The following is a 1,112-nucleotide window of genomic DNA, read 5'->3' on the forward strand; positions in this document are numbered from 1 at the left end:
CCGGTCCTCGAACAGGGTGAGTTGGGCGCCAGGGTGGGGACGTTCCCGCCGGACGATGACCCGCATCCCGGCCGGCCAGCCGGGCAGGTGCAGCAGGCCGGTCAGTTCGGCGACGGCGGCGCCGTCGCGGACACCGCCGTCGGCGTTGATCGCCGGTGACCACGCCTGGGCGGGTAGGGCGGTGATGGCGGCGCGTTCGGCCTCGCCGATCGACCAGCCGAGGGAGTACTCGACCCGCCGGCCGCGTTTGCTGTCCTGCTCGTGGAGCCAGTCGAGCACGGCGTGGGTGGCCGCGGCGCAGTCACCGCGGATGAGCAGGTGCCGGCGGTGTTTCGCGGGGACCTGCGCGATGGCTTGGGCGAGCACGTCGAGGTGATCGGCGGCGGTGTTCGCGCCGGCGTTGCCCGGCCGCAGCTTCACCGCGAGCAACTCGGCGGTGTTGTCGCAGGTCACCAGGATCGGGTGGAAACCAAAGCTGTGCTTGTAGGTGGCCGCAGCGCCTTCCTTGTCGCTGTGTGTGATCACGATCGTGGAGTCGACGTCCAGGACCACCACGCCGGTGCCGATGTCCCGCCCGGCCGCCCTCGCCGCCGGCGGGCCGCCGAACAGCTGCCACATCCGGGCGCGGACCTTCGCCCTGGCCTTGGCGATACGCCGCAACTGCACCGCGCCGATCTCGTCCAGGGCCCGCCACACCGTGGTGTCCGAGGCCACCGGCCCGAACACCTCACGCTGGTGGCGCAGCACGTCGATATCGCTGATGGCTTCCCCACCGTCAGCGATCATCACCGCCAGGTCGACCAGCACCCGACCCCGATCATGCATCGGCCACCAGCCGGCCCGGGCCAGCCCCGCCGACAACCCTGCGGTCAACCCGGCCCGATCCGCCAGCAACCGCAGCAACGCCGCACCAACGTGCGACACCACACCTGAACCGCCCGCGGTGACCCGTAGATCCTTCGACCACGCCGTAAGCTGCACCTTGGAAGTGCCTCCCCCAGAGAGAAACCTGTAGATGTCGCAATCACAAGTTTCCCTTGCAGGGCAGGCACTTCCGCTTATCTACACGCCGACGAACAGCGCATCTCGGCGATCACCGTGAATCACCCAGG

General features: G+C 69.6%; 1 protein-coding gene. It reads right to left on the bottom strand.

From position 1 onward, the window contains the following. A partial coding sequence (locus Vgi01_RS30305; RefSeq protein WP_204293343.1) for an IS1380 family transposase occupies positions 1-981 on the bottom strand: 981 nt, incomplete at its 3' end. Positions 982-1,112: the final 131 nt, after the last annotated feature.

The organism is Micromonospora gifhornensis (assembly GCF_016863515.1).
GTDB classification, from domain to species: Bacteria; Actinomycetota; Actinomycetes; order Mycobacteriales; family Micromonosporaceae; genus Micromonospora; species Micromonospora gifhornensis.